The organism is Ralstonia sp. VS2407 (assembly GCF_052950655.1).
In genome coordinates, this window is the sequence record NZ_JBRFVG010000005.1 from 235,076 (window position 1) to 256,076 (window position 21,001).

At 63.9% G+C, this 21,001-nt stretch carries 21 protein-coding genes; 14 read left to right on the plus strand and 7 right to left on the minus strand.

Annotated elements, in window-relative coordinates:
• Nucleotides 1-32: 32 nt before the first annotated feature.
• The 5 genes from ACU8YE_RS11070 (at nucleotide 33) to ACU8YE_RS11090 (ending at nucleotide 4,673) form a co-directional block, all read left to right on the plus strand.
• A complete protein-coding gene (locus ACU8YE_RS11070; protein WP_446928698.1) occupies nucleotides 33-596 on the plus strand; it encodes a hypothetical protein in 564 nt (187 codons plus the stop codon).
• Nucleotides 597-766: 170 nt separating this feature from the next.
• Nucleotides 767-1,651, plus strand: a complete 885-nt coding sequence (locus ACU8YE_RS11075) for a hypothetical protein (protein ID WP_446928699.1) — start codon at nucleotides 767-769, stop codon at nucleotides 1,649-1,651.
• A gap of 111 nt (nucleotides 1,652-1,762) precedes the next feature.
• Nucleotides 1,763-3,457: a ShlB/FhaC/HecB family hemolysin secretion/activation protein gene (locus ACU8YE_RS11080; protein WP_446928700.1), complete on the plus strand. Its 1,695-nt coding sequence runs from the start codon at nucleotides 1,763-1,765 to the stop codon at nucleotides 3,455-3,457.
• Nucleotides 3,458-3,810: 353 nt separating this feature from the next.
• Nucleotides 3,811-4,197, plus strand: coding sequence for a hypothetical protein (locus ACU8YE_RS11085; protein ID WP_446928701.1), 387 nt, complete (start codon nucleotides 3,811-3,813; stop codon nucleotides 4,195-4,197).
• Between the two features lie 152 nt (nucleotides 4,198-4,349).
• Nucleotides 4,350-4,673: a hypothetical protein gene (locus ACU8YE_RS11090; RefSeq protein WP_446928702.1), complete on the plus strand. Its 324-nt coding sequence runs from the start codon at nucleotides 4,350-4,352 to the stop codon at nucleotides 4,671-4,673.
• Nucleotides 4,674-5,065: 392 nt separating this feature from the next.
• Here ACU8YE_RS11090 and ACU8YE_RS11095 read toward each other — a convergent pair whose 3' ends face one another.
• Nucleotides 5,066-5,365 carry a hypothetical protein gene (locus ACU8YE_RS11095; RefSeq protein WP_446928703.1) on the minus strand — a complete coding sequence of 100 codons (300 nt, stop codon included), beginning with the start codon at nucleotides 5,363-5,365 and terminating at the stop codon, nucleotides 5,066-5,068.
• Nucleotides 5,366-5,518: 153 nt separating this feature from the next.
• Nucleotides 5,519-7,543, minus strand: a complete 2,025-nt coding sequence (locus ACU8YE_RS11100) for a glycoside hydrolase family 30 beta sandwich domain-containing protein (RefSeq protein ID WP_446928704.1) — start codon at nucleotides 7,541-7,543, stop codon at nucleotides 5,519-5,521.
• A 472-nt stretch (nucleotides 7,544-8,015) separates the two neighbouring features.
• Between ACU8YE_RS11100 and ACU8YE_RS11105 the strand changes: the two genes are divergently transcribed.
• The 7 genes from ACU8YE_RS11105 (at nucleotide 8,016) to ACU8YE_RS11135 (ending at nucleotide 13,662) form a co-directional block, all read left to right on the plus strand.
• The gene (locus ACU8YE_RS11105) at nucleotides 8,016-8,765 is read left to right on the plus strand and encodes a FadR/GntR family transcriptional regulator (RefSeq protein WP_446928705.1); all 750 of its coding nucleotides are present in this window, start codon (nucleotides 8,016-8,018) and stop codon (nucleotides 8,763-8,765) included.
• Between the two features lie 21 nt (nucleotides 8,766-8,786).
• Nucleotides 8,787-9,614, plus strand: coding sequence for a transporter substrate-binding domain-containing protein (locus tag ACU8YE_RS11110; protein ID WP_373407667.1), 828 nt, complete (start codon nucleotides 8,787-8,789; stop codon nucleotides 9,612-9,614).
• Nucleotides 9,615-9,772: 158 nt separating this feature from the next.
• Nucleotides 9,773-10,507 (plus strand): amino acid ABC transporter permease, encoded by a 735-nt coding sequence (locus tag ACU8YE_RS11115; RefSeq protein WP_260803774.1) that lies wholly within the window; start codon nucleotides 9,773-9,775, stop codon nucleotides 10,505-10,507.
• Nucleotides 10,504-11,157 carry an amino acid ABC transporter permease gene (locus ACU8YE_RS11120; protein WP_024973815.1) on the plus strand — a complete coding sequence of 218 codons (654 nt, stop codon included), beginning with the start codon at nucleotides 10,504-10,506 and terminating at the stop codon, nucleotides 11,155-11,157. Before ACU8YE_RS11115 ends, ACU8YE_RS11120 begins: the two co-directional genes overlap by 4 nt.
• Nucleotides 11,144-11,881, plus strand: coding sequence for an amino acid ABC transporter ATP-binding protein (locus ACU8YE_RS11125; protein WP_322017115.1), 738 nt, complete (start codon nucleotides 11,144-11,146; stop codon nucleotides 11,879-11,881). Before ACU8YE_RS11120 ends, ACU8YE_RS11125 begins: the two co-directional genes overlap by 14 nt.
• Before the next feature lie 297 nt (nucleotides 11,882-12,178).
• On the plus strand, nucleotides 12,179-12,454 hold the full coding sequence (locus ACU8YE_RS11130) for a fucose-binding lectin protein (protein ID WP_232041639.1): 276 nt from the start codon (nucleotides 12,179-12,181) through the stop codon (nucleotides 12,452-12,454).
• Between the two features lie 269 nt (nucleotides 12,455-12,723).
• The gene (locus ACU8YE_RS11135) at nucleotides 12,724-13,662 is read left to right on the plus strand and encodes a bestrophin family protein (RefSeq protein ID WP_446928706.1); all 939 of its coding nucleotides are present in this window, start codon (nucleotides 12,724-12,726) and stop codon (nucleotides 13,660-13,662) included.
• Between the two features lie 22 nt (nucleotides 13,663-13,684).
• On the opposite strand, the gene ACU8YE_RS11140 is transcribed toward ACU8YE_RS11135, so the two are convergent.
• On the minus strand, nucleotides 13,685-14,356 hold the full coding sequence (locus ACU8YE_RS11140; RefSeq protein ID WP_446928707.1) for an AraC family transcriptional regulator: 672 nt from the start codon (nucleotides 14,354-14,356) through the stop codon (nucleotides 13,685-13,687).
• 102 nt (nucleotides 14,357-14,458) lie between these two features.
• Complete coding sequence (locus ACU8YE_RS11145; RefSeq protein ID WP_322017120.1) at nucleotides 14,459-15,157, minus strand: Crp/Fnr family transcriptional regulator; 699 nt, start codon at nucleotides 15,155-15,157, stop codon at nucleotides 14,459-14,461.
• 191 nt (nucleotides 15,158-15,348) lie between these two features.
• Between ACU8YE_RS11145 and ACU8YE_RS11150 the strand changes: the two genes are divergently transcribed.
• The gene (locus tag ACU8YE_RS11150; RefSeq protein ID WP_446928708.1) at nucleotides 15,349-16,983 is read left to right on the plus strand and encodes an acyl-CoA synthetase; all 1,635 of its coding nucleotides are present in this window, start codon (nucleotides 15,349-15,351) and stop codon (nucleotides 16,981-16,983) included.
• A gap of 106 nt (nucleotides 16,984-17,089) precedes the next feature.
• Here ACU8YE_RS11150 and ACU8YE_RS11155 read toward each other — a convergent pair whose 3' ends face one another.
• Entirely contained in the window at nucleotides 17,090-18,598 is a 1,509-nt protein-coding gene (locus ACU8YE_RS11155) for a lactonase family protein (RefSeq protein ID WP_446928709.1), read from the minus strand.
• A 219-nt stretch (nucleotides 18,599-18,817) separates the two neighbouring features.
• Here ACU8YE_RS11155 and ACU8YE_RS11160 point away from each other — a divergent pair, with 219 nt between their 5' ends.
• On the plus strand, nucleotides 18,818-19,366 hold the full coding sequence (locus ACU8YE_RS11160) for a GNAT family N-acetyltransferase (RefSeq protein ID WP_316870261.1): 549 nt from the start codon (nucleotides 18,818-18,820) through the stop codon (nucleotides 19,364-19,366).
• Between the two features lie 73 nt (nucleotides 19,367-19,439).
• On the opposite strand, the gene ACU8YE_RS11165 is transcribed toward ACU8YE_RS11160, so the two are convergent.
• Nucleotides 19,440-19,910, minus strand: coding sequence for a carboxymuconolactone decarboxylase family protein (locus ACU8YE_RS11165; protein WP_316870259.1), 471 nt, complete (start codon nucleotides 19,908-19,910; stop codon nucleotides 19,440-19,442).
• A gap of 135 nt (nucleotides 19,911-20,045) precedes the next feature.
• The gene (locus ACU8YE_RS11170; RefSeq protein WP_446928710.1) at nucleotides 20,046-20,951 is read right to left on the minus strand and encodes an RNA polymerase sigma-70 factor; all 906 of its coding nucleotides are present in this window, start codon (nucleotides 20,949-20,951) and stop codon (nucleotides 20,046-20,048) included.
• Nucleotides 20,952-21,001 lie beyond the last annotated feature (50 nt).

The window sequence follows — 21,001 nt, forward strand, 5'->3', positions numbered from 1 at the left end:
TGGCCGTCGACTTTCTCTGCATCTCAACGCAAATGAATAAGAAGAACACTCTTTCCATCGCGGCGGCATTCCTCACCACCGCCTGCACCGTTCTCCCGCAGCCGACTCACGATGTCACGGTCGAGAACCCAACCTACGACCCAGCCATCTCCGCCCGCGTCCGTTTTCTGTCGAGTAACGGTGGCGCCGGCGCATCGTTCCGTCCGGGCGAGGGCTGCTACAAAGAGGTCTATACCCAAGACGACAAGCGCGTGAGCGTCATCGACGGTTTTTGGGCCGCTTGGAAATACTCGTCCCGCAGCGTGACGATTGGCATGCCCGAAAGCCCGCGCCCCAACATGCGCGTGGAAGGTTTGGAGTTCAAGGACTTCATCAAGGAATATGTGGTCCCCGCAGCGAAGCCGTTCACCGTCACGATGTTGGCCTCGTATTGCACGCCACCCGCGGTCACGTTCGTGCCGGAACCGGGCAAGGACTACGACATCTTCGTGCAATACGGCAACAAGCGCTGCTGGGTCGCCGTCAACCGAATTGACGACAGGGGTACGGACGAATCCGTTCCACTGGAACGTGCGCCGAAATGTCCCGCATCTTGAGGGCTTGTTGACGGCCACACGACTGACGCAAGCCCTTGGTTGCCACTGGCCGTTTGGAACGAGAAGCCAACCGGCCAAAATCTTACCGACCCCGTATCCATTTGCATCGGCGCCCGCTCCCGATAAACGAGCGCAGCGCCGGGCGAAGCATTTCTAAAGGAACTGAAAAGATGCAAGAGAAATTCCGAACCTACCTGTTGACAGCTGCAGCAGCAGCAATGACCGTCGCCTGCGGCGGCGGTGGAGACGACGGCAGCACCGCCAGCAGCGCGACTTCGCAAGGCTCTGCGACCACGTCCGATGCCTCTTGCTTCGTGATCCCCGCTACGGGGAAGACCGCGACCGTGACAGCAACCTCGACGATCCCCGTCCAGGTTGAGATTGCCACGCTGACCGGGCTGGGTACGCAAACGTTCGAGGGCCAGTCTTACCCTGCGCTGGACGAGCGCAACCGCATCGATCAAGTGACCGGCAGCGACGAGCACCACACCCTTTACATGCTGCCAGGCGCCTCGTTCCTGCCAGCAGGGGCTGTGAGCTTTCCGTCCGCTGGCGATACCGACCCGTCGTATCGCTATGCCTACACCTATACGCGGATGACGCTGGAGCAGCTGCGTAACGCTGTGCTCGGCCGCGTGGCGACCTTCAACTTCTCGCAGGGGCTGACCTATCCGGGCCTGATCACCACAGTCCCAACGGTGTCCGACTTCCAGTTGAACACGCCCGTCACGCTGCTGATGCTCGAGCAACGTGCTGGCGGCACCGATCCGCTACCGTCATCCTTCTCGCCGCGGTATATGAAGGAGTTGACCATTACCTACGCCGGCCGCGAAGACGTCACGGTAGGTAGCACAACGTATGCGCAGGCATGCAAGCTTAATGTCACCGTGCGCCGGTCCAACTTCAGTACTGTTGGCCTGCCGTTCGACATTGACAGCGTCGTAACGGGGGCGACATGGTTCGCCCCGGGTGTTGGCTTGGTGAAGACATCCGTACCCGCGCCGATTCTGGGCAGCGCGGGTTCGCTTTCCGCGACCGTGGCGCCCGCACAGTAAAGACCTCGCTAGACAGCTTCGTGCGGCGGCAACGGTCGGCATTGCTGCTATTCCTTGCTCCGCACGAAGCCGCACTCATTGGGGCATTTTCTCTTTCAACGCGTCCACATCATGCTGTCTGCCGTTTCCCGCGCTGCCGTCCTGTTCGTCGGCTCGCTGAGTTCGATTGCGCTTGCGCAGGTCGCAGCCCAGCCCCTCACCGGCCCTGGTCCCGAAGTCCAACGCCTGCAGGAGCAACAGGCTGAGCAAGCTCGCGAGCGTGCCAACGCCCGCCCGGATGTTTTCACGCCACCCGCGCCCGCGCAGGCAATCTCTCTATCGGCGCTGCCGAAGGAAACGCCATGCTTCCAAATCAACGGCATCACGCTGGAGGACAACGTCTTCTGGTGGTTGCCCGACCTGCTCAAGCCCGTCAATGGCCAGTGTGTTGGCAAGCAGGGGCTGGAGGCGATCGAACTGCAGGCGAACAACGCCCTGATTGAGCGGGGCTATGTCACTTCGCGAGTGCTTATCCCGAAGCAGAATTTGGCCGGCGGTACGTTGCAACTCAAGGTGTTGGCAGGGCACATTGGTGCCATCCGCAATGCGTCGGATGACAACATCGGTTGGGCGCGGATGGTGTTGCTTGCCGGCCCCGGAGACTTGCTGAACCAGCGCGACTTGGACCAGGCGCTGGAAAGCATTCGACGCCTGCCGGGCCAGTCGCAGACGAGCTTTGACATCGTTCCTGGCGAGCGTGTTGGTGAATCCGACATCGTGCTCAAGCCGGGTACTGACAAGCGCTGGCACGCGTCGCTCTCAGCGGACAACACGGGCCTGAAGTCGACCGGCAAGTACCAGATGAGCGGCTCGCTGGTCATCGACTCGCCGCTGCACCTCTACGATCAACTATCGATTTCAGCGTCGTCCAATACAGACCGAGGTTCGACCACAGCAGGCACGCGCTCCTATTCCATCAACTGGAGCGTGCCGGTCGGCTATGCCACTCTCTTCGTCGGCGCCAACCGCTCGCGCTACAACCAGACGGTGGCGGGTTTCGAAGAACCCATTGTCTACAGCGGCACTAGCTCAGAGGTGAATGCTGGCATCAGCGGCGTGCTGCATCGCGATGCGACGTCGCGCACCGGCGCCCAGTTCAAGCTCTTCCGCAAAATCAACCGCAACTACTTGGAAGACACCGAGATTGCGGTCCAGCGCCGTGACGTGGTCGGCTATGAGGCTTCCATGTCGCACCGCCACTATCTTGGCCCGTTGGTGCTCGACGGCGGCGTGGCGTGGCGAGAGACGCTGCCCGACCATTCCAATGTGCCGGGCGTGGTGGTCGGTGACCCTGGCTACGGCGGGCGCTCACAAGTTGAAACGGCCAACGCGAGCCTGTATTGGCCGTTCAAGGTGGCCAGCCAAGTGTTCGAGTACACGAGCAACTGGTCTATCCAGCACGCTCGCACGCGTGTGCTGCCCAGTGACTACTTCACCATCGGTAACCGCTACACCGTGCGTGGTTTTGACGGTCAATTGACGCTGGCGGCTGAGGACGGATGGTTCTGGCGCAACGAGCTGGCATGGCGCGTGGCCGGCCAAGCCGTCTATGCCGGCGTCGACATGGGCAAGGTGCATGGCCCCAGCGCGGAATTCCTGCTTGGCGACAAGTTGGTGGGCGCCGTGGTTGGTGTGCGCGGCCGCGTGCCCTCCGGGCCCTACATGGCCTTCAACTACGACGTCTCGTTTGGTTGGCCGCTGTACCAACCGGCGGGCTTCCGCAGCCAACAGCCGGCAGTGATGGCGCAGGTTGGCGTGGAGTTTTAGCGTCCAGCGTCATCGACTAGTTATCAATCAGTTGCGGTTGTCCACTGCATAGGGAGCGATAGTCGCAACAAATCGAGCAGCATATTCAAGGTGTGGAGGGCGCGCTGTTCGGCAGGCCTTATGAGGCCGGAAGCTGGCAAGACAAGCTCATTGAGTCGTGTGCAGATACGCACGATCTGATCGGGGGCAAGCTGAGTGGCCTGTAATGCTGCACGCGGGCGAGCCGATGCGGAAAAGATGTTCCACGAAACGTGGACGATGGTAGCGATCCCTATCTCTGCACCGTTTGCCATGTCAGAGCAGTTGCCATCACCTGTATGGGGTGCAATCTCAATCCTGCTTAAGGCTGCACGATGAGAAATCAAAAATTTGCCGTGTGTATTCTTGTTTCTTCCGCTCTATTGTCTGGCTGTGGCATCGGTGGCTTTTGGATGAATGGAGATCCATCCGCAGGAAAAAACATTAAGCCCTATATCGAAAAATGGGATAAGCCTGATATGACGCCGGACTCACGAGATCAGGACTCCGCTAGTTGCGGTGGCGGGAGCGGAAGCCACGCGCCGGGATTCAGTCAAGAGAAAATCAATGAAGAACGGCGGCCAAGGGAAAGGGAAAATTCCGCATATGCGCGGCGCTTCTACAACTGGGAGCGTTGCATGATTAAAAAGAGCTATCGCTTTACGGGGGAGTGCTATGACAACGAAATCTCCAGAGCCTCGCCCGCATGTGGGGCGTCTTGATCGCGCAGGCCGCGTTTCATGGAAACCCGGGGCTGGCGGGGCAACGCAATACTTCATACCCAACTATGGCACTCGACTGGGCGCATTCAACTTTTGGCCACGGCCCCAGACGAATGAGTTCGACGAAGTCCTCAATTCTAATTTAAAAATCCATGACCGATTATTCAGGCGAAAAAAGTCGCATAGGACGCATTGTTGCTTTCTTTGTCTGGATGTTCGCCTTTGTTGGCGGCTTCACCTGCTTCACGGTTTGGGCGCTATTTATGCGTAATTATGTTCAAGCGGGCGCAGCGAGGGTGGTGTCTGGAATTATTGGATTAGTCCCCCTTTTGGTAGTCACATGGGCTTGGGCACTTCGCAACCTAGATTACAAGTATCGCATCTTGCGGAGTGTAGTTATGTGGTGCGGCGCCGTGCTTGGTTTTTTCATGTTGACAGCGATCGCATTGATTCATATGAAAAATTGGATTCAGTGATCGCACCGCTGCGCGAACGGTACTCCGGATAGCGATGCCAACAGGGCTGCGCCACAGAGACTGAATAACGATGGACAGGGCTAACGAGTTTCTGAAGACCGGTGATGTTTCTAAAGAACTGTTGACCTCAGCGAATGCGCGCTAGAAAGCCAGGGGATTGATGAAGGTGCTCAAGGGTTGCTGTACTTCACTCGAGACATTCGACTGTCTCTGGGCCTTTTCCCGGTATCGACCGATCGTTTTGGAACTGCAGGAGGTCGACCCCGCCGACTCAGAGAGATAGCCTCGGGGCAAAGCTGCACAACGCAATCACGATTTCGTTCTTGCGTAGACGCGGCCGGCTGCAACAGCTACCGCGTCGCTGCCCAGCATTCTCAGGCGCGTGCGATGGGCTAACGCCCGTGACGCCCATCGATCCGATACCCAGGGAACCAAGTCACCGTAGCCGGTGCCAGCTCCTGCTCGATCGACGCCTTGTGCTTCTCGCCCGGGTAGTCATCCTCAATCAAAAACGCGATGGCAGCCGGAAACAATTCCCGCAGCCGTTGGCATGCATGCGTTTCAAAGAACCACGCTCGCGCCTCTTCGGCGTCGATTGCCAGTTTGATGACATCCAGCGCGACGGGCGCTGACTGTGCGATGCCTCGATGCGGCTCTGGGCTGTAAGGGTAGAAGGTCGGAGTCGTTGCCATGCGCCTGAGTCGGATGTCACGTTCGTGGTGAGCAATATAGCGTCGCCGCACCGCCTTCGGCATATGGGCAGGTGGGCGCTACACCGGACGCCAGGGTCTGCCAGCAGACTGCCCTATGCGGGCGCCAAGCGAACCCCCGTCCCTTCAAGAGCCCTAGTTCACCAACGTAGTAATGCTCTTCGCCGGCAGCGTCACCGTAAACGTATTCCCACTCACCCCCACCGGCGCCTGCTGCTCAAACGTGGCAGTCGCCGTCGTCCGGTACGGGGTCAGGCTGGTCACCGTGCGCCCTGCGGGGTTGATCGACGTCGTCAGGGTCACGTCCGTGGCGTTCTCGTTCACCAGCACCACCACGGCCTTGTTGTCGGCGGCGCCCGCAGGCGTGCCGAACGCAGAAACACGCACGCCCTTCTGCGGCAGCGTTGTCGTGTCGTAGCGCACGTAGCCCGGGCGGATGAAGTACGCAAAGTGCTTCAGGCCAATGCCAAAGTAGGTGGGCTTGTTGTCGGAGCCGATCAGGCCGGTGGGTTGGGCGTCGTTGGAGTTGACCAGCCACCAGTAGACGTACGCGTTGTACTGCCCCAGCGTAAAGCCGTCGTGGATCTCCTTTGCAATGGCAATCGCATCGTCAATGCTCGTCTGCCAAGACGTCTTGTTGTCAGCCTTGTTGACGGAGTCCAGGAAGTGTTCGGTCATCCAGACGTCCTTGCCCAGCCTCCGGGCTGACGCCGGATACGCGGGCACGCCGCCGTACAGGTGGCCGCCAATGATCGAGACGTTGGCGGCCGCATTGGCATCGCCCAGCAGCGTGTCCGCCGTGGCCTGAGAAAAGTAGAACGATTCCGGTGCCATCAGCTTGGTCGTGGTGCCGGCCACGGCTGCCGCGCCTTGTGCGGCAGTCCAGGCGCGCATTTCGTCGGGGCTCCAGAGGCAGGACTCGTAGGTCGCCGGGTCCCAGTCCGGTTCGTTCTGCAGGGATACGGCGTAGAGCCTCACGTTGCGCGTGGCGGCATAGCGGATGTAGCTGTTCAGGTACTTGGCGTAGTCGGCGTAGCGGGCTGGGTCCAGGCGCCCGCTGTAGAGCGGGTTGCTGCGGGTGGTGTTGACGATCTTCATGCTCGCCGGCGGCGTCCACGGCGATGCAAAGACGAGGGCGCCGCGTGCCTGGGCGGCGGCGCCGTTCTCAAGCTCGGCTGTCCACTGCGTGGTGTCGGCCGTCTGCGTTGTGGTGTTCCACTCGGCGGGCGCAATGCGCAGCCGCAGGATGGACAGCCCAAGGCTGTCGGTCAGGCTGGTGCCGAACAGTGCGTTCAGGCGGTCGTCCGCCATCTTGCTGTAGTACCAGGCCGCCGATCCGCCGAACCCCTGGATGGTCTGTTTCGCGCTGCCAAAGTTGATGGCGGCGGCCGCAGCGGCGGGCTTGATGGTGAGCGCCGTGCTGACCAGGGCCGTACGGTAGTGCGCGCTGTCCCGCGGCACGAACGTCGCCTGCAGGATCACGCTGCCGGCCGTGCTGGTGGTGGCGGCGCTCAGCGGTGCGCCATCGGCGGTGGTGTAAGACGCCGGGTCCACCGTGCCCCCGATGCCATACAGCGCGTAGGGCGTGGTGGAGACCTGCGCGGGCGTCAGCGCCGAGCCCTGCGTCACGGCAGCAGGCAAGTCCCACCGCACCGGCGGCTCGGCCTTGTTGACGGTCAGCGTGCGCACGGTGGTGGTGCTGGCGTATTTGGTCGTGTCCTGCGGCGTGAATGTCACCGACAGGGTCTGCGTGCCGACCTCCGGCTTGGTCCCGGTCGCCGGCGAATACGTGAAGGTGCCGGGCACATTGGCGGTGGCGTTCAACTGCGCGGTGCTGAGCGCCGTGCCCCATGCGATCGATGCGGGGTTGAGCCACGTGATCGTCGGGGTGGATGTTGTTGGCGCAGGCGTGGGAGCTGGAGTTGGTGCTGGCGTTGTCGGCGTCGGCGTAGTCGTCGGCGCGGGCGTTGGTGCCGGGCTGGCCCCTGGGCTCGACGTTGCCACTGGCGCAGTCGTTGCGGCAGTGGACGAGTCTGCTGGCGTGTCGCCGCCACCGCCGCAGGCCGCCAGCCCCAGGCTCAGCAAACCGATCACCATGCTCCGCGCGAGGTGTGGATGCGGGTCTTGCGGCGCGCGCGTTGTTCTCGTCGTCAACGACATGTCTGGGCTCATTTTTTTGGATGGGTTACGCGGGTAGGCACCCCCTACGAAAGTGGGGTGCGCCGTTTTGCAGACGCGGTATCCCATGTCGCCTCAGCGCGCGTCAAGGCAAGGGCGGGGCTGTTGAGAGTTCTTGAAAATCCCCATGGCTTCGCGCCATGAACAAGCCGGTCGGGCGCACCAAACCTGCGCTGCACGCAAGACGGCTTCGGCGCAATGCACTGCGGCTCGCGCTATTGCGCTTGGGGTATCGACGGATGGGGCAGGGCGTTCCAAATCGGTGCGGCCCGCACCAACTCCAAGCGACTGATGCCCGCATCCGGCAGCGCACGCCTCGCCCACGGGCAGCGCCCAGGCAATCAATCGCCCGCGGTGCAGCCCAGCAAGCCACTGGATGCTGCATGGCACAAAACTCGCATAAGCAGTGGGCGACCGGTCAGACCACGACCGCGTCTTCCTCTAACGTCAGCCCATGCACAGCATTCCATCCTCCGTCGCGCAAGCACTCCAGCAACGCATCCTGAGCGGCGATTACCCGAGTGGCAGCCGCCTGCCGCCCCAGCGTGAGTTGGCGGAAACGCTGGGCGTGAGCCGCGCATCGTTGCGCGAGGCGCTGACGGTGCTGGAGACGCTGGGGCTGGTGGACATCCTCCCCAGTCGCGGTGTGGTGGTGCGCGGCCCGCAGACCAGTCCCGAGCGCCTGCATCGCCCGTTTGCCACGCCGGCGCTGGGCACGCTGTCGCCGCGTCAGTTGATTGAACTGCGCCTCGTGCTGGAGCCCGGCTGGACGGCGCTGGCCGCCGCGCGCATGCATGCCGCCGGCCTGCGCCACCTGCAATGGCTGCAGCAGCAGTTGGCGCATGCGCTGGAGCGCAATGATCTGCTGAGCGCGGCAGAGGCGGATTTGCACTTCCACCTGCTGCTGGCGCAGTTGTCCGGCAACCCGGGGTTGATGGCGATGGCGGGCCAGTTGGAGCACGCCATCGGCCACAGCCTGCGGCTGCCCTTTGCCCGCAACGGCGCAGACGACCACCCCGCGCACGAGCACGACGCCATCGTGCAGGCCGTTGCTGCGGGCGATGGCGCCGCCAGTGCAGAGGCCATGCGCGAGCACCTGTTGTCGGCCGCGCGCCGCAGCGGTATCGACCTGAGCGCCGCGCCCGCCGCGCCCGAACCCATGCAGCACGAACCGGTTTCCTTTCGCCTCGTCTCGATTTCCTGAATTTCCTGAAGGAGTTTTTGAATGATCCGCACCCTTGCTCTGCAGTCGTCGCGCCATGTTTCGCGCCGCACGTTCTTCCACGCCGTCATGGCGCTCAGCGCGCTCGTCGCGTTGCTGCCGGGCCGTCCGGCCCATGCCGATGCGCTGGCCAACATCCAGAAAGCCGGCGTGATCCGCGTGGCCATCCCGAACGACTTCCCGCCGTTCGGCTCGCTCGGTCCGGACCTGAAGCTGCAGGGCTATGACATCGACATGGCCGGCCTCATTGCCAAGGAACTCGGCGTGAAGGCAGAGCTGGTGCCCGTCACCAGCACCAACCGCATTCCGTTCCTCACCACGGGCAAGGTGGATGTCGTCATCTCCAGCCTGGGTAAGAACGCCGAGCGCGCCAAGGTGATCGACTTCTCGCAGGCGTATGCGCCGTTCCCCAAGAGCGTGTACGGCCCGAAGGATGTGTCGATCAAGGCGCCGGCAGATCTGGCCGGCAAGACGATTGGCGTGACGCGCGGCTCGACTGAAGATCTGGCGCTGTCGGCACTGGCCCCGGCCTCGGCCACCATCAAGCGCTATGAAGACAACAACGCCACCGCACAGAGCTACCTGATCGGTCAGGTGCAACTCGTCACGCTCGGCAACATCGTCGCCAATGCGGTGAACGAGCGCACGAAGCTGCGCCAGCTCGATGTGAAGTTCCCCGTGGAAGACACGCCTTGCTATGTGGGTGTGGCCAAGGGCGAGCCCGCGTTGCTGGACAAGGTGAACGTCATCATCACCAAGCTGAAGACGGATGGCCGCCTGAACGATCTGTCGCAGCGCTGGATCAAGATGCCGCTGCCGGCAAAGATGTAAGAACCTGCCCACGATCCTACTGCGCGCCCCGATCTTGGCCCTGCGATGCTCGCCGTACCCACGTACGGCTGCGCTTCTCAGGCCAACCTCGCGCCGCTCGCTACGGATCGTGAACAGGTTCTACGCAGCTTCGTAACGCACGTACGCCGGACCTCTTCATGGCTTATCAATTCGACTTTGGCGCTGTCTTCAGTTACAGCGGCCAGCTCGCGCAGGGTGCGGCATTTACGCTCGCGCTCACGGCGGCGGGTGCGGTGGCGGGTGGTGCCATCGGCATTGCCGGGGGTGTGTGCCGCGCCTGGCGCATCGCCCCGTTCAATGCGCTGTTCAAGGTGTATGTGGAGGGCATCCGCAACACGCCGTTCCTCGTGCAGTTGATGTTCGTGTTCTTTGGCTTGCCCTCGCTGGGCGTGCAGATCAACGAATGGCAGGCGGCGTTGCTCACGGCGGTGGTCAACCTGGGCGCGTACATCACAGAGATCGTGCGTGCGGGCATTCAGGAGACACCGCGCGGCCAGCTGGAAGCCGCCAACGCGCTGGCGATGAGCCGCTGGGCCATCTTCCGGCATGTGGTGCTGCGGCCCGCGCTGCAGAAGGTGTGGCCGGCGCTCAGCAGCCAGATCGTGATCGTGATGCTGGGCACGTCGGTCGTTTCGCAGATTGCCGCGCAGGACCTGACCTTTGCCGCCAACTTCATCCAGTCGCGCAACTTCCGCGCGTTTGAAACCTACCTGGTGGTGACGGCGCTGTACTTTGCGCTGGCGCTGTTGCTGCGTCAGCTGCTGGCCTGGATCGGGCAGCGCTTTGTCGTGGGGCGCCGCGCGCCTGCGGCGTCTGCTGCACCGCTCGCTGCCACCACCACCGCAGCAGCCTCCGTTGGAGACGCAGCATGATCGCCGACATCCCTCTGTTGCCCATTCTCCTCAAGCTGGGGGAGGGGCTGCTCGCCACGCTCATGCTGTCGCTCATGGCCTTTGCGCTGGGCGGCACCGCCGGCCTGGTCGTGCTGTTTGCACGCGTGGGGCGCAACGCCACGCTGCAGCGCGTGAGCAAGGCATACATCCAGCTCTTCCAGAACACGCCGCTGCTCATGCAGATGTTCATCGTGTTCTTTGGTGCATCGATGGCGGGGTTCGAGATGTCGCCGTGGACGGCCGCCGCCATCGGCCTGACGCTGTACACCAGCGCCTATCTGGCCGAGGTGTGGCGCGGCTGTGTCGAGGCCATTCCGCGCGGGCAGTGGGAAGCGTCTTCCAGCCTGGCGATGGGCTACTTCCAGCAGATGCGGCACGTGGTGTTGCCGCAGGCGGTGCGCCTGTCGATTGCGCCCACGGTCGGGTTCTCGGTGCAGATCGTCAAGGGCACGGCGGTGGCCTCCATCATCGGGTTTGAAGATCTGTCCAAGCTGGGTTCGGTGCTGGCCAATGCCACCTTCCAGCCGTTCCTCATCTACGGGCTGGTGGCCGTTGCGTACTTCGCGCTGTGCTGGCCGCTGTCTCTTTACGCCTCTCATCTGGAAAAGAAGCTCTATGCCGCTCGTTGATCTCTGCGCCGTACACAAGCATTACGGCAACAACCATGTGCTCAAGGGTGTGGACCTGCGCGTGGAAAGCGGCCAGGTGGTCGCCATCATCGGGCGCAGCGGCTCGGGCAAGAGCACGCTGCTGCGGTCCATCAACGGGCTGGAAGCCATCGACGACGGGCAGATCGTGGTCGACAACGCGGTGCTCAAGGGCTCGCAGGCCACGCCCGCGCAACTGCGCGCGCTGCGCCTGAACGTGGGCATGGTGTTCCAGCAGTTCAACCTGTTTCCGCACCTCACGGCGGGCGAAAACGTCGCGCTGTCGCCCGTGGTGGTCAAGGGCATGAAGAAGGCCGATGCCAACGACCTGGCCCGGCAGATGCTCGTCAAGGTGGGCCTGGCCGATAAGTTCGATGCCTACCCCGACCAGCTCAGCGGCGGCCAGCAGCAGCGCGTGGCCATTGCGCGGGCGCTGGCCATGCAGCCGAAGGTGCTGCTGTGCGACGAGATCACCTCCGCGCTGGACCCTGAGCTGGTGAACGAGGTGCTGGCCGTGGTGAAGCAGCTCGCCGCCGAAGGCATGACGCTGATCATGGTCACGCACGAGATGCGCTTCGCCCGTGACGTGGGCGATCAGCTCGTGTTCATGCACCAGGGGCTGATCCATGAAAGCGGGCCGGCCAAAGACGTGTTTGCCAGCCCCAAGACGGCAGAGCTGGCGGCGTTTATTGGCGCGGTGCAGTGAGCCGTCCTATGGCGTCTATGCCATCGCGTGCAGCCATTTTGGATTAGACATTTTCAAGGCACCTCATCTGGTGCCTTTTGTTTATTTTGGTGGTGCGCTCAACATAATGGTTAGGCGCAAAAAATCGGTCATTTGTTCAGTAAGTTTTTTCTCCATCTGTGCTTCTTATCTCTCAGCAGCAGCCGGAATTTTCTTTGCTTATGCTAGCGAAGCCCTGAAGCCGGGCCGTAGTAAATGCCGAGAAAATCTCGCTGCATTTGCTTGATGGATATTGAAATCACATTCTGGAGATAAAACATGTCGAACGTTCAGACCGCTGCCACGTCGTGGGGGACAGTGCCGTCGATCCGTGTGTACACGGCCAATGGTGGCAAGATCACCGAGCGTTGCTATGACGGCAAGGGGTGGTACACGGGCGCCTTCAGCGAGCCCGGCGATAACGTCTCCGTCACGAGCTGGCTGGTCGGCAGCGCTATCCATATCCGCGTATATGCCACCAGCGGCAGCAATACCACGGAGTGGTGCTGGGACGGCAACAGCTGGACAAAGGGCGGCTATACCCAGACCAACTGATTTACCGCAGACCTGAACATGCAGAATGCGGTGCGGTTCTGCATGCATCGGCGTAAAGCGAGTGCGTTCGCTTTGCGCCGATTTGTGTTTTGTATTTTTAATGCGCCAGGGCCAGTATTTAAAGATAATCAACTCATTAAATATGGGTCGACGCGGCGGGGGTATGGTCCACGGGCCAAACGTGCCCGAAGCAGCAAAAAAACGGGTGTCAGACACCCGGGGTGCTCTGCGATAATCGCGGCACTCCAAGCTTCCGCCTCACCCGCCCCATGGTTGTCCGCCCCCATCTGCACTGGTTCCGCATGCTTCTGGCATGGCGCGGGTCGGTGCTTCCGCAGCTTCTTCCGCGCCTGTTCCTGATCTTCTTCGTGTCATTGGTGGCCATTGCGGTGCATGCGCACCTGCTGCCCATCTCGGTCAACCTGAGCACGACGCCGTTCTCGCTCGTCGGCATTGCGCTGGCGGTGTTCCTGGGTTTTCGCAACAACGCCAGCTACGACCGCTACTGGGAGGCCCGCAAGCTCTGGGGCCAGTTGCTCAACACGGCGCGCTCGCTCACGCGTCAGGCGCTGACGCTGCCGCGCGGGGATGGCCCGAACGATGCGGCAGCCGATGCCGATGTGCGCGAGTTCGCACAGGTGCTGGGTGCGCTGCCGCACGCGCTGCGCCACCAGTTGCGCCACACCGATGCGCGCGAAGACCTCGCGGCCCGCCTGCCCGCACCGTTGCTCGAACGCGTGATGGCCGCGCGCTACCGGCCCATCGTCCTCGTGCAGTGGCTGGGTGAATGGGTGCAGCGTCGCGCGCAAGCCGGTGCGCTCGATGGGGTTGCCGTCCTGGCGTTCGACCGCAACCTCAACGAGCTGTCGAACAGCATTGGCGGGTGCGAGCGCATTGCCGGCACACCGCTGCCGTTTGCGTACTCGGTCATGATCCACCGCACGGTGTACTTCTTCTGCGCCGCGCTGCCGTTCGGGCTGGTGGAAAGCATCGGCAGCTTCACACCCGTGTTTGCGGTGTTTGTGGCGTACACCTTCATGGCGCACGAGGCCATCGCCTCGCAGCTCGAAGATCCGTTTGGCACCGAAGACAACGACCTCGCGCTCAACGCGCTGTCCCACACGATTGAAGATGCCGTGCTCGACATCCTTGGCGAGCCGAGCCCGCCGCCGCGTGAGGGTGTGCGGCGTGGGGTGATCTTCGATTGATGCCGCGGTTGCGGCGCAGTGCTTAAAGGGCCATCGCCAGCGGCTGCGCCCAATGCGCCAGCACAGGCGCATTGCCGTGCAGCGCACCGCTTACCGCATCTGCGTTGCTCGTCACCAGCGCGCCAAGCTCCACCCCGAACAGGCTCGCGCACGTTTCGTTCAGCGTGCGCACGTTGCGCAGGCCAGCCCGCCGGGCCAGCGCGTGCAGCGCTTCGGCTTCGGGCGCGTCATTGCCGCAGGTATGCGCCAACCGGTACAGCGCCCAGGCGGCGCGTTGCTCGCGCACCAGCGCATGCAGGGCTTCCCCTTCCGCAAACAGCCGCGCACGCACCTGGCGCGGACAGGTCTGCCAGCAGTGGCTGAGCAGGGCGGCGTTCCACGCCTGTGCGGGGTGTTCGAACACCAGCGTGGCCAGTGCGCGGGCCCACGGCTTGTCATGCTGGATCGCGGCCATGCGCGGGCAGCCGGCGTCGGGCACGGCGTGGAACGTGATGGCGCACGGCTGCCACACGGTGCCCGGGATCTCGCAACCGAAATGCGCGAAGGCAGGCACGACAAACGGATCGCCCGGGCGCACTTCGCGCCGGCCGTTGGCATCGCGCAGGCACGCGCTGCCCAGCTCGGCCTGCACGCGCACCGCAAACGGAAAGCGCAGGCGCGAGAGTCGGACGTGGGCGCGGCTGATGAGTGGCATGGCTGACCGATAAGGCGGCGGATGAAGCGCGACTGTCGCAGGATTCTATGTCTGCGCGCAACAGGGGCAATGTCGCCCGGGTGACAGAGTCGGGCGCGGCGCTTACAGCTCAGAAAGACCGAAGAGCCGCAGCCGCTCAAGGTCGGTCACGCGGATGGTTTGGTACGACAGCGCGATCATTCCGCCTTCGGCCAGCCGTTGCAGCGCCCGGTTCACGCGCTGGCGCGACAGCCCCGTCAGCAGTCCGATCTCTTCCTGCGATAGTTCCAGCACGGTGCTCGTGCGCGGGTACAGGGCGGGGTGGAACAACTGCGCAATCGCTTGCGCCACGCGCGCATCGGCGCTCAGCAGCCGGTCGTTCTGCACGGTGGCGATGAACTGGCCCATGCGTTCGTTGAGCTGGCGCACCACAAAGCTGGCAAACGGCAGGCTATGCGCAAGCAGCGTATTGAACACGGGTTCGGGCACCAGCAGCACGTGCGAGGCGCGAATGGCGATCACGTCGTAGCGGCGGTCTTCGCGCTTGATGACGCTGCCCTCGCCGCACCAGCCGCCCGCGGGCACGCCGGAGAACGTGCAGCCGCGCCCGTCGGAGGTGTACACGGCCAGCTTGATGAGGCCGGTGTCGACGCCGATCCAGTAGCGGGACGGTTCACCGCGGCGGGCAATGAAGGCGCCGGGCTCGAAGGCCTGCAGCAGGGTTTCTCGCGCGGCCAGGGCCTGGTGTTCAGGCGCAAGCGCGGTGAACCACGCATGGCCTTGCAGTTGCGTGGCGGGCGTCGGAGCACGGGGTGTCGTCATGGCAGGCGTGGGCACACGGTCAAGGGTGGGGGGCGCGTGGGGCTCTGCCTTCGCTTTGTAAGAAACCCGTCAGCCTTTAAGTGGCGCGGGTTTTCGGGCGGTTTGTCATCCGGGTGACAGAGTGCGGGAGCCGGCCGATGATAGCGTTGCCCAACAAAAAGCAACAGCGCCCGGCGCACGGAGACACAGCAATGCCCACGGATTTTGATAGCGGTCTGGCCCGCAACGCGGCCAACTTCGTCCCGCTCACACCCATCGAGTTTCTTGCCCGCGCGGCCGATGTATATGGCGATCGCCTCGCCATCGTGCACGGACCGGTGCGTCAGAACTGGCGCGACACCTACGTGCGTGCGCGGCGCCTGGCCAGTGCGTTGTCGCTGGCGGGCGTCGGCCGTGGCGACACGGTGGCGGCGCTCCTGCCCAACACGCCTGCCATGGTGGAGGCGCATTTTGGAGTGCCGATGGCGGGCGGCGTGCTCAACGCACTGAACATCCGCCTGGATGCCGCCAACCTGGTCTTCATGCTGCGCCATGGCGAGGCGCGTGTGCTGCTGGCCGACACCGAGTTTGCCGACGTGGCCCGCCAGATGGCGCTGGAGATTCCCGGCCTGAAGGTGATTGCCGTGAACGATGCCCTGGGCCCGCAGGCCGAGCCGTTTGGCGACACCGATTACGAAACGTTCCTCGCCTCGGGCGACCCGCACTACGCCTGGCAGATGCCGGCTGACGAGTGGGATGCAATTGCGCTCAACTACACCTCGGGCACCACGGGTGACCCGAAGGGCGTGGTCTACCACCATCGCGGCGCGACCATCAATGCGGTATCGAACATCCTGGAGTGGGATCTGCCCAAGCATCCGGTCTACTTGTGGACGCTACCGATGTTCCACTGCAACGGCTGGTGTTTCCCGTGGACGATCGCGGCACGCGCGGGCGTGAATGTCTGCCTGCGCAAGTTCGAGCCGAAGCTGGTGTTCGACCTCATGCGCGACGAGGGCGTGACGCACTACTGCGCCGCGCCCATCGTCCACACCGCGCTGGTGAACGCGCCGCCGTCGTGGCGCGAGGGCCTGCGCGGGACGGTGCGCGGCATGGTGGCCGGTGCGCCGCCCCCGGCCGCCGTGCTGGCGCAGATGGAAGCCATGGGCTTTGAGCTGACGCACGTCTACGGCCTGACCGAGGTGTACGGCCCCGCTGCCGTCTGTGCCGAGCAGGACGAATGGCGCACGCTGCCCGAGCATGACCGCGCCACGATGAAGGCGCGCCAGGGCGTGCGGTATCACCTGCAATCGCAGGTGGCGGTGCTCGATCCGGAAACCATGCAGCTGGTGCCGGCCGATGGCGAGACCATTGGCGAAATCATGTTCCGCGGCAACATCTGCATGAAGGGCTACCTCAAGAACGAGAAGGCCACGCGCGAGGCCTTTGCCGGCGGGTGGTTCCATACCGGCGACCTGGGCGTCTGCATGCCCGACGGCTACATCAAGATCAAGGACCGCAGCAAGGACATCATCATCTCCGGCGGAGAGAACATCTCCAGCGTGGAGGTGGAAGACGCGCTGTACCGCCACCCCGCCGTGCTGGCCGCCGCCGTGGTCGCCCAGCCGGATGCCAAGTGGGGCGAAACGCCCTGCGCCTTCGTTGAACTCAAGGAGGGCGCCACCGCCACCGCAGAAGACTTGATCGCGCACTGCAAGACGCTGCTTGCAGGCTTCAAGGTGCCCAAGGCGGTGTTCTTCGGGCCGCTGCCCAAGACGTCGACGGGCAAGATCCAGAAATACGAGCTGCGCCGCAAGGTGAAGTCGACTTCGGCGATTGATGTGTGACACACGCTGACGGCGTGGGCGTTGCCTGCGCTGCCCGCCTGCAGAGAAAAGCCCCTCGTCATGGCGAGGGGCTTTTTGTATCTGGCAGCCTATCTGCCGCCACCCCTCAAGGCACCGCCGCAATCGCCATCCCGCGCGGGATGTTGCCGGTGGCGGCCGACCCGCTGGCCACGGCGGTCAACTTGCCGGTGGTGCTGTCGATGCCGTACGCGCTGACGCTGTTGTCCACTGCGCTGACCACGTAGGCGAAGGTGCCGGCGGGGTTGACGAGCACGGTCACGGGTGCGGTGCCGGTGGGCGTGGTGTCGACCAGCGTGAGCGCGCCGTTGGCGGGGTTGATGCTGAAGACGCTGACGGTGTTGTCCAGCACGTTGGCCACGTACAGGAATCCGCCCGACGGTGCGATGGCGATGTAGAACGGGTTGGTGCCGGTCGCCACAGGTGAGCCCGATGCGGTGAGCGCCCCGGTGCCATCAATGCTGTACACGCTCAACGTGTTGTCTGCCGAGTTGGCCACGTAGGCAAAGGTGCCTGTGGGGTTCACAGCAATGAACTGCGGCGTGCCACCCGTGGCCACGACGCTGCCCACTTGCGTGAGCGCGCCCGTGCTGGCGTTGATGCCGAACGCCATGGCCGTGCCGGTGGCGTTGCCGCTGTCGGCGTTCACCACGTAGGCAAAGGTGCCCGCGCTGTTCAGGGTGACGGTGTACGGGTTGTTGCCCGCCGTGATGGGCGCCAGCGCCGTGAGCGCGCCCGTGCCGGTATCCACCGAGAAGGCCGACAGCGTGTTGTCTCCAAAGTTGGCGGTGTACGCAAACTTGCCGTTGGGCGTGCGCGCAATGCTGTACGGCTGAATGCCTGTGGGCGTGGCCGAGCCAACCACCGTGAGCAGGCCGGTTTCTGCATCGATGGCGAGCGTGGTGACGGTGTTGTCGTTGGCGTTGGCCACGTAGACGTACTTGCCTGCCGGGTCGATGGTGAGCGACAGCGGCCCTTGTCCCACGGGCACCGACGCGCCGATGGCCGTGGGCATGCCGGTGGTCAGGTCCAGCGTGAAGGCGGAGATCGTGCCGTCGTTCGAGTTGACCGCGTAGCCGAACAGCGGCCGCGGCGCGCAGGCCACCGCAATGGTGCTCACGTTGCTGGTGCCGACAAAACCGCTGCCGTTGGTGACGGTGCAGTTCTCGCCCGAGGGCCGTGTGCCGACCGTGGCGGCATACGGTGCGCCCTGTGCCAGCGCCGTGGCGAACTGGAAGCTGCCGTCTGCGCTGACCGTGACCGCGTCGCCGCCGTTGTTCAACAGCGTGACGGATTTGCCTGAGGCCAGGCCGGTGACGGTGCCGCCCACGAAGTAGGTTGCCGGGGCGGGTGCAGGTGCGGGCGTTGGCGTTGGCGACGGCGTGTTGTTGCTCGTCGGTGGGGTCGTAGCCGTTGCATCGTCACCGCCACCGCAGGCGGTGAGACCCAACGAAAGCGCGGCGGCCATCACCAGTGCGGCACCGTGCATGCCGCGTGTGTGCCGTGGGGCGTCGGGCGGGGCGGGCGCAGGCGTCGGTTGTGCGTTTGCGTTTGCGCGGCATCTGCGTTGCGCTTGGGCGATCAAAAGCTCGGCCATGGCTTCCCCCGGTTCTCGTTGTCGCGGTCTGTTGACGCGCGTTTCCCCGAAGGATAGAAACCCCTACCCAAACGCCGACATAGGCCAATTGACCGACAAAGCCCTCGGCTTCATGGACGGAGGCGGCGCTGTAGGTCTCGTGCATGTGATTGGCGCGATACTGGCGGCTATCGTCTGCTCTGCTTCTTGCCAGCTACTTGCCCACACGCACTGCCAGCCATGTCCAACGCCACCCCGAACCACAACGCCGTCGTGATCCGCCAGCTGTCTTCCGCCAATGCGGCCGATGTGGCGGACTACCGCGCCATTCGTCTGGCTGCGCTCAAGGATGCCCCCGATGCATTCGGCTCAACCTACGAGGCTGAGGTTGGGCTCGCGATGGAAGCCTTTGCCGAGCGGCTGGCCACCACCATCGTGCTGGGCGCCTATGCGGCAGCGGCAGGCGGAGGCGACGCGCGCATCATCGGCATGGTCGGGTTCAAGCAGCAGACGATGACCAGGCTCGCGCACAAGGGTTTTGTGTGGGGCTTTTACGTGGAGCCGGCAGCGCGCGGCCGCGGTGTGGGCGTAGCGCTGGTGGAGGGCATCGTGGCGGCGGCAACGGGGTTGGTCCAGCAGCTCACGTTGTCGGTGGTGCAGGGCAATGATGCGGCGCTGGCGCTGTACGAGCGTTGCGGGTTTGAAACCTATGGCGTGGAGCCGCGCGCGCTCAAATCGGCCACCGGCTATGCAGATGAAGTGCTGATGGTGCGCTTCCTGCACGGTTAAGCCTGTAGGCGCAGCGCCTACGCGTGGGCGCAAGCGCTGCTGTACAGCGATCGTCGTATTGGCGCCGACCTTGTTACGCCGCTGCAACATACGGCGCCTTCAGCGGCACCGGGTTGCGCAGGCTCACGTTCAGCAGGTTCCAGCTGTTGATGGTGACGATCACAAAGCTCAGCTCGGCGATCTCTTCATCGCTGAAGTGCTCGCGCAGCCGCGCGAATTCTTCGTCGCTGGCATCGCTGTGCGGGGTGTTGGTGACCAGTTCGGCCCAGCGCAGGGCGGCGCGCTCGCGCTCGGTAAAGAACGGCGCCTCGCGCCAGCCGGCCACGGCGTTCAGGTGGCGCGGGTCTTCGCCCATCTTCACCAGGTCGCTCCAGTGCATGTCGATGCAGAAGGCGCAACCGTTGATTTGCGACACACGCAGCAGCACGAGGTCGACCAGCTTTGCGCCCAGCAAGTCGCGGCGCAGGCCGTTCGACAGGTTCAGCAGGTTGTTGAACGCCTTCGGTGCGAGTTGGAAGTAGGCAATGCGAGGGGCTTGCGACATGAGCGGCTCCTGAGGGTTTGGCTTGATGAAGGAGCCGATGCCGGCGGCGGGTGGCTGCCTTGCGTCGCTCCATACCCTGAAGACGCCCCGCGCGGCCGGGTTGTGACAGCCCGGCCAAAAAATCTTCGTGTTTTTTTATGCGCCGATGCCGATGTGCGCCAGCTTGTCGGGATTGCGCACCACGTAGATGGCCACGATGCGGCCCTTCTCGATGACGAACGACTGGGCCGATTCCAACGTGCCGCCCACGTAGCGCAGCAGGCCGGGTTCGCCGTTCACGCGGGCGTGCACGTAGCGGACGTCGCCCATGGCGCGCACCAGCTCGCAGTAGATCTTGGTGATCTGGCCGGCGTCTTGAATGATGCGCATGAACGACGGCACCTTGCCGCCGCCGTCGCCCACCAGTTGCGCGTCGTCTGCCAGCAGGGCGCGGATGGCATCGCGCTGGCCTGTACGTGAGGCTTCGGCAAAGCGCTCAAGCAAATCCCGATGCGCATCGGGTGCGACATCGAAGCGCGGGCGTTCCTGCTGCACGCGGTCGGATGCGCGACGCACCATCTGCCGGCACGCGGCTTCGGTCTTGCCCAGCAGGGCGGCGATCTCCGCGTAGTCCTGCTCGAACACCTGTCGCATGAGAAACGCCGCGCGCTCTTCGGGCGACAGGCGCTCCAGTACCCACAGCAGGGCCATCGACAAGTCGCCTGCCAGTTCCACGGCGGCTTCGGGCGAGGGCGCGGCGGATTCCGGTTCGACCAGCGGCTCGGGCAGCCACCAGCCGACGTAGGCTTCGCGCTCGGTCTTGACGGCGCGCAGGCGGTCGATCGACAGGCGGGTGACGACCGTCACGAGCCACGCCTCGGCCGATTGCAGCGTGGTCTGGTCGGTCTGGTGCCAGCGCATCCAGGCGTCTTGCAGCACGTCTTCCGCATCGGCCCGGCTGCCGAGCATGCGATAGGCAATCGCAAACAGGCGGGGGCGGGCGGCGGTGAAGATCGTGTCTTCGCTGTCGGTGCGGGTAGGGCTCGGGCTGCGCTGGGTCATGGCGGAGGTGTCGTCTAGGGATGATGCTCCCTAGACGGGCGGGCGCGGTC